2 protein-coding genes and 1 pseudogene are annotated in these 8,277 nt (G+C 65.7%); 2 read left to right on the forward strand and 1 reads right to left on the reverse strand.

The genetic code is table 11. The features are described from left to right. Positions 1–354 precede the first annotated feature (354 nt). Positions 355–7,254, forward strand: coding sequence for a ricin-type beta-trefoil lectin domain protein (locus ABTY04_RS34865; protein ID WP_352217457.1), 6,900 nt, complete (start codon positions 355–357; stop codon positions 7,252–7,254). 21 nt (positions 7,255–7,275) lie between these two features. Next, positions 7,276–7,485, forward strand: coding sequence for a hypothetical protein (locus ABTY04_RS34870; RefSeq protein ID WP_352217458.1), 210 nt, complete (start codon positions 7,276–7,278; stop codon positions 7,483–7,485). A 650-nt stretch (positions 7,486–8,135) separates the two neighbouring features. Here ABTY04_RS34870 and ABTY04_RS34875 read toward each other — a convergent pair. Then, a pseudogene (locus ABTY04_RS34875) lies at positions 8,136–8,277 on the reverse strand (IS5/IS1182 family transposase); the annotation flags it as partial.

Raw genomic sequence — 8,277 nt, forward strand, 5'->3', positions numbered from 1 at the left:
CACGCACAGGATGCGCGAGCCGAGCATGAACCATCCCTCCGACATCGTCACTCCGGAACCACGTCGCTGGATTGGCATTTAGGGCAGGTTTGCACCGGTTATCAGGCGATATGAGGCGCGTAGGGTGACAAAGCCCACATCGGATCTGGGAACCATGGCTTTTCGCCTTCATTGGCCACAGAATCAGCTGGCTCATTGTCAGTTTCCTGCCGCCCGTGTGCCATAGCCGCGGCGGCAGCTCGTGGGGGGGTCCACATGTCGCCGTTCTCGGCGCATAATTTCCGCCTGCCCGGAAATAGAAAGGCGCGCGCAACACGCGCGCGCCTTGCCGGGCGGACAGGCATCGCACTGTCCGTGCTTCTCGTCTCGTCCCTGCTGCCCACTCAGGCATGGGCCGTGCCGCCGGGTAACCGCAGCGGCGTCCAGCTCCCTGATCTGCAGCCGGATCTCAAGGCCAAGCTGGACAAAGTCGCCGCGGCCAAGCTCGAAGGCTGGGACGGCGTGGCGGCGCCGCCGCCTCCCGGCTACGAACCGTCCAAGGTCACTCCGCCAAGCGCCGGGTCCGCCCCCGTCGCCCTGACCGCGGACTCAGGCAATCAGCTGGTCCAGGCCGGCACACTGCCCGTCAGTATCGGCAAGGCATCTCCCACGCAGACCAACCCGACACCACCTGCCCCGTCGGGCACGTGGTCGGTGGCGGTCGAAGCGCGCACGGCGACGGAAGCCGCGGATGTCGACGGCGCGATCATCACGGTAACGCCGCCCTCTGGCGGTTCCACCCCGGTCGACGTCCAACTGGACTACAAGCAGTTCAAGGACCTCTACGGAACCGAGTGGTCGACCCGGCTGGCTCTGAAGCAGCTTCCGCAGTGCTTCCTCACAACGCCGACCCTCCCCGAATGCTCCGTGGCCAAGGACATTCCGAACACCAATGACACCGCCGGCGGAACGGTCCGTGCCACGGTCGATCCGGCGACAGCGCCGAGCCAGGGGCTGCGGACCATGGCGGTCGGCGGGGGAGGCCCAGTGGTTCTGGCCGCCTCCGACAGCGGTTCGGGAGCCGGCGGCAACTACAAGGCGACCCCTCTGTCACCTTCCGGTTCCTGGACGGCAGGTGGCAGCGGCGGCGGCTTCTCATGGTCCTACCCGCTGAACATCCCGGCGCCTCCCGCGGGCCCGGCACCGCAGATCGCGTTCTCGTATTCCTCCCAGGCGGTCGACGGCAAGACGTCCGCAACCAACGGCCAGGCATCCTGGATCGGCGACGGCTGGGACTACAACCCCGGTTTCATCGAGCGCCGCTACCGCTCCTGCGCCGATGACCGCGAAGCCAAGCCGAGCGCACCGAACAACGACAACACCAGCGACAAGAAGAAGTCCGACCTGTGCTGGGCCGGCGACAGCGTGGTCATGTCACTCGGCGGAACGACGACCGAACTCGTCCACGACGACACCACCGGGCAGTGGATCCCAGCCTCCGACGACGGCTCCAAGGTGGAGCGCAAAACCGGCGCCACCAACGGCGCGCAGGACGGCGAGTACTGGGTCGTCACAGCCCGCGACGGCAGCCGATACCACTTCGGCCGCCAGTCGATCGGTGCTCACGGCGAAGACGCGCGGACCAGCACAGAGTCTGTCTTCACCGTTCCGGTCTTCGGCAACCACACCGGGGAGCCCTGCCACAAAGACGCCTTCGCGGACTCCGCCTGCCAGCAGGCGTGGCGCTGGAACCTCGACTACGTCGAGGACGTCCACGGCAACGCCATGATCATCGACTGGGCGAAGGAAGCGAACCGCTACGCCAGGAACGAGGCGTACAAGGAGAAGGACCCAGCCAAGGTCGGCTACACCCGCGGCGGCTACCCGGTCCGCATCCTCTACGGCCTGCGCTCCGACAACCTCGCGGGCGCCCCGGCCGGACGCGTCGACTTCACCGTCGCGGAGCGCTGCAAGGAGGAAGGCAGCGTCAAGTGCGGTGACACCCAGTTCGAGTCCAAGAACTACGGCGACAAGCAGGCATGGTGGGACACCCCGTCCACCCTGAACTGCAAGGCGGACGCCGAAAACTGCTACATCGGCTCGCCCACCTTCTGGTCCCGCAAGCGACTCACCGGCGTCACCACCTACGCGCAGCGCACCCCCGGCTCCACGGCACTGTCCAAGGTCGACCAGTGGTCGCTGGCCCAGTCCCTCCCCAAGCAGCGCACCGACACGCACCCTCCGCTGTGGCTGGAGTCCATCACCCGGACCGGCTACGGCGCAAACGGCAACCCCAGCGATCCGCTTCCGCCCGTGTCCTTCATCGCCAACGCCGTGGACATGCCCAACCGGGTAGCCACGAGCTCCACGGACAAGACCCCGGGCTTCGACCGGCTGCGGGTGGAGACCATCCGCAGCGAGACCGGCGGCGAGACCAAGGTCGACTACTCGGCGCCCTGCCCCGTCGGCGGAGCCCACCCCGCGCCGGACAAGAACACCACCCGCTGCTTCCCCGCCCACTGGTCCCCCGACGGTGACCTGGACAACCCTCCGCTGGAGTGGTTCAACAAGTACGTCGTCGACAAGGTCACCGAAAAGGACCGCGTCGGCCGCCAGCCCGACGTCACCACCGCCTACGAGTACAAGGGCGACGCCGCCTGGGCCAAGGACGACGACGAGTTCACCAAGCCCGAGCTGCGCACCTACAACCAGTGGCGCGGCTACGCCGAGGTGGTGACCACCCGGGGCGTGCAGTCCGACCCGGGCGGCCCTCAGGCGACGGAGCAGTCGCAGAGCCTGACCCGCTACTTCCGCGGCATGTCCGGCGACGCCGGCCGCGCCGAGATCACGGTCAAGGACTCCACCGGCACCCGGGACTTCGGCAAGGACCTGCGCCAGTACCAGGGACAGGCCTTCGAGACCATCACGTACGAGAAGGCGGGCGGCAGCGTCGTCTCCCGCGTGCTCACCGAGCCGTGGAGCCAGAAGACCGCGACGCGTAAGCGATCGGGCACCACAGACCTGGAGGCGTACCGCTCCGGCACCGCGCGCACGGACACGATCGAAACGATCAGCGGCAGCGCAACACGGACGAAACGCACCTTCTACGAGCACGAGGACGTCTACGGCCTCGTCAAGACGGCCCAGACCGAAGCGGTCGAGCCCGACGGGAAGATCGTCGGGCAGACCTGCACGGCCACCTCCTACGTCCACAACCCCACCAACAACCTGATCGGCCTGCCCAGCGACCTCAAAACCACCGCCGGCGACTGCGCCCACAAGGACACCGGCGCGCTGGTCTCCGCCTCCCGCACCTCCTACGACGCGCTCGACGCCTTTGGCACCGCGCCCACCAAGGGACTCGCCCGGCAGGTCGAGACGAACGACGCGGCCGGTACCAGCTGGATCACCACCACACGCACCGACTACGACGACCTCGGCCGCCCCGTCAAGGTGCTCGACGCCGCCGGCAACCCGCTCACCACCGCCTACACCCCGGCCACCGGCCCCGCGTTCTCCGTGACCAGCACCAACGCGCTCGGCCACACCACCACGACCAAGATCGAACCTGGTCGCGGCACGCCCGTGGAGACCACGGACGCCAACGGCCGCAAGGTCACCACCGAGTACGACGCACTGGGCCGCACCACCGCCGTATACACGCCGTCGCAGAAGCCGGGCACGGACAAGGCAGCCTTCACCTTCAGCTACCAGATCAAGGAAGACGCCCCTCCGATCGTCACCAGCGGCACGCTGCAGGACGACGGCACCTACACCAAAACGAACACGATCTACGACGGCCTGCTCCGCCCGCGCCAGACCCAGAGCCAGGCACTCGGCGGAGGCCGCCTGATCACGGACACCTTCTACAACGCGAACGGCACCGTCCGCCAGACCGACAACGGCTACCACGCCGACGGCGCGCCGAACGAGAAGATCTTCGTACCGGATTCCGTGACGGATATCCCGAACTCCACGCAGACCGCCTACGACGGTCGCGGTCGAGCCCTCAGTAGCACCACGCTGCACCAGGGCGTCGCCCAGTACTCCTCCACCACTCAGTACGCAGGCGACTGGACCCTCACCCGCTCCTCCATGGACGCGGCCGGAAAAATCCCCCTCCCGGGCAGCCGCACCACACGGACCTCGACCGACGCACTGGGCCGTACCAAGGCCATCGAGTACGCGACGTCCACCGACATCGGCAGCACCACCTGGAACAAGACCGAGTACGCCTACGACAACCGCAACAAGCTGACCTCGGTCAAGGATTCGGCCGCCAACCAGTGGACGTACGCCTACGACGCCCGCGGCCGCACCATCTCCACCACCGACCCGGACACCGGGACGTCGACCTTCGGCTTCGACAAGCTCGACCAGCAGATCTGGGCCAAGGACTCCAGCGGCCGCGCCCAGTACACCGTGTACGACGCGCTCGGCCGCGCCACCGAACTCCGCGACGACTCCGCCACCGGGACCCTCATCGCCTCATGGAGCTTCGACACCCTGACGGGCGCCAAGGGCAAGCCGGTCGCCTCCGTCCGCTACGTCGACGGCGTCCAGTTCAAATCCGAGGTCACCGGCTACGACACCGAGTACCGGCCCACGGGTTCGCGCATCACGATCCCGGATACGTCCACGGCCACGGGCGCGACCAAGGACATCACGAAGGGCCTCGCCGGCAGCTACGCGTACAGCACCACCTACACGCCCACGGGCAAGGTCCAGTCGGCAACCCTCCCCGCCACTCCCGGAGGCCTGGCGGCAGAGAAGCTGATCAGCCGCTATGACCGTGACGGCATGCCCCAAAGCCTGTCGGGCCTGAACTGGTACACCGCGGAAACCGTCTACAGCCCCTTCGGGCAGCTCCTGCGGGCCACCACTGGCAGTGCGCCGAACCGCGTGTGGACCACCAACAGATACAACCCGAGCACCGGACAGCTCACCCAGTCGACCAGCGACCGGGAAACGGGTGGCCCCAATCGGATTAGTGACGTCTCCTACAAGTACGACGTCGGGGGCAACATCACCTCCGTCGTGGACACCCGCGGCGACGGCACCACCGACCGCGAGTGCTACGCGTACAACCCGATGGGCCAGCTCACCAACGCCTGGACCGGAAAGACGTGCGCCGCCCCGAGCCTCGCCGATGTCGCGCCCGGCCCTGATGGTGACGGCTTCTGGCAGGAGTACGGGTTCGACTCGATCGGCAACCGCACCAAGCTCATCGACCACGACCTAACCGACAAGGCCAACGACGACGAGACCACGTACCGCTACGAGGGATCCCAGCCGCATGCCCTGACCAAGGTAGAGAAGACGGCCCGCAAGCCCGGCTCCACGGTCAACTCACTGTCCACCTACACCTACGACGCCTCCGGCAACACGACGACCCGTCGCATCGACGGTGACACCCAGACCCTGAATTGGGACCGTCGCAACAAGCTCACTTCCGCGGGCAGCCCCGGCATCGGTGCGGTGGCCGTGACCGGTCTGTCCGGCAAGTGCCTCGACGTCGAGAACGGCAACCCCGCGGATGGTACCCCCGTCCAGCTGATGTCCTGCAAGGAGACGAAGGCCCAGCAGTGGCGCATGACCGACGGCACCGTACGGGCCCTCGGCAAGTGCCTGACCGCCGAAGGCGGCAAGGCAGTCCTGCGGGCGTGCGACAGCACGAACGAGTACCAGAAGTTCACTTCGCGCCCCGACAAGTCCCTGTACAACGCGAAGACCGGCAACTGCCTCGACGTCCCAGGTCTCAACGACGCCGACGGCACCGACTTGATCATCTACACCTGCAGCACCGACAACGCGCTGAACCAGCAGTGGAACTTTCCCGACACCGCGACCAAGTACGTCTACGACGCCGGCGGCAACCGGCTGATCGAGGAGAAGGGCACCTCCCGGACCCTCTACCTCGGCGAAGCCGAGATCACCGTCAACAAGGCCGGCCAGGCCATGGACGCGGCCCGCTACTACAGCAGCCCCGGCTCACCCACCACTGTCCGCCGCACCAACGGCAAGACTACGGGCCACAGCCTGTCGACCCTGCTCGCCGACCACCACAACACCGCCACCACCTCTGTGGACATGGCGGCCGGCCAGGCGGTGACCCGCCGCAAGTCTGACCCGTACGGCAACCCCCGCGGAGCCGAGCCCGGCAACTGGCCCGGCAGCCACACCTTCCTCGGCACGGGCATCGACGACACCAACACGGCCCTGACACACATCGGCGCCCGGGAGTACGAATCCACCACGGGCCGCTTCATCTCGGTCGACCCGATCATCGACATCAACGACCCGATGCAGATGAACGGCTACACCTACGCCAACGGCAACCCGATCTCGCAAATGGACCCGACCGGGCTCGAAAGCTGCTTCGGATACGGGTACTGCGGTGGTGGCGGTGAAACCAACGGCCAGCCTGTGGACAAAAAGCCCATCTCCAGCGACAAGGGGTGTGGAATCTACTGCGGCAAAAGCGGATCCACGGGAACCTACGTTAACGCCAAGGGGAACGGGCCATACACAGGACACAAAAAGACCACATGTAATCGAGCAAAGTGCACCAGTGAATGGGTTTCTCAGCCACTCGGAAATGATCGAGACTATGCCGCGGGAATTTCAATCGGAATAGTTGATACGGTCACTTTCGCCTGCCGAGGATTCAAGCTTTTCGGCGAGGTTGAATGTGCCGGAGATGCAATGAGGAAGGAGGCCGCAGAGAACCACGGCGTAAACCTGAGCAGTGCCGCCTTCGACCAGGGGACGGGGCAAGGGGCAGCGCTCGCTTCGCTCCCCTTGGGGCCCCTCGCCCCCGAAGCGGCTGCGGCCGGTCGATTCTCAACGATCGCCGCCAAGGGCGTAGCTGCAGAAGCAAGCGAAACGGCGTACCTTCTTCGAGGGCTCGTTAAGGAGCCCGGCGGAACCGGAATGCCCGTATCGGGGCGCGTCTCGCCCGCAGAGATGGCTGCGCTGACAAATGCGACTAATCGTGAGTGGGGACTCGTCTACCAGCTCGGACCCGGGAGGAACGGGGGCGGCGGGCAGTACTACCTGTACTCAGGTGGAGAACACTCCGTATACATGGGCACCGGTGCTGACAGGATGTGGATCTACCACACTCATCCCACATTCCCATACGCGAGCAAAGCGGATCGGGCAAATATACTTCTGCAGACATCTCTGGGCTCACCGCAGCGATCAGCGCAGATAGTATTGCGAGACGGGTCTACGTTCAGATATGGTGGACCATACGGCCGTGGTCCGAATTAAAGGATCTCAATAATGTCCAGCATGGCAGAATTCGAGCATCTATGGAATGCCCCTCCTGGGCGATTCATCCTCCGGAAGTTTTTGATTGACGGCGAAGAGACTTTCCTGATCTCCGACGTGCAGGAATCCACAACGCTGATCATCGAGGATGATCGTCTGCTGGCGCAAGTCGCTCGGCGTATGATGGATTCGGGTGTCGAAGTAGTGGATCAGACAGGTGTGGCAGAGTAGGTGCCATATTTCTGAATTGCGCCACGCCGCATGCCTGATTGTATGGGCTGTGAGATTGGGCCGGGCGGAATCTATCCGCCCGGCCCCTGCCTGTATTTGTTGTCTACGCATTTACGGGACTTGGAGGGACCCGGACCTCTGTGATCCAGGCGCTGGGTACGAGCCTCGGCTGACGATCGGCGACTTGGCGCTGCCCGCGGTCTGACCCAGTCGCTGGGGCCGTGCTCGGCGGCGCCCCCGACCGCGCAGCAGTGCGGGCCGCCAATTGGTGAGGGTGGCGGCCCGCCTGCTGCTGATCTCACTGTTGGTCGGGGCCGGGGCTCCATACCGCTGGTCCGCCGCCGCGCCACTCGATGAGCGGGTCGTCGAGGCAGACGTCGTCGGGGTCAAGGCCAGCCCTGCGCAGGAATTCGAGGAGGTCGCCGGGGCCGAGGGCCTGGCCGAGAACCTCGCTCTACCTGCACAAGCTGGACGAGTTCGTCGAGGGAGTTCTGATCCCGGAATACACCCGATGGTGGGGGTTGCCTTTTCTCCGGTGTGTCGTTGGGTTTGTCGGTGGCGGTGTGGTTGTTCAGGTGCTGCCTTACTGACAGTGAGAATGTGACTGGTGGTTCTGCTGGTGCGTCTGACTCACTGAGCCCTTTCCAACCTCAGGTTGAGGCGTGGTGAAGGACGACGACGGCCTTCACGATGTCGGTGATCCGGTTGGTGCTGCAGCGGAGCTTGCGTAGCAGGCGCCAGCCCTTCAGGACGGCCATGGCCTGCTCTCCGAGGCACCGGATTTTGGCGTGG

Origin of the sequence: Streptomyces sp. NPDC097981 (assembly GCF_040302565.1) — a bacterium.
Taxonomy (GTDB): Bacteria; Actinomycetota; Actinomycetes; order Streptomycetales; family Streptomycetaceae; genus Streptomyces.

Coding starts and splice junctions, on each gene's coding strand:
- ABTY04_RS34870 (WP_352217458.1), top strand. CDS start 7,276: ATGGCAGAATTCGAGCATCTATGGAATGCCCCTCCTGGGCGATTCATC.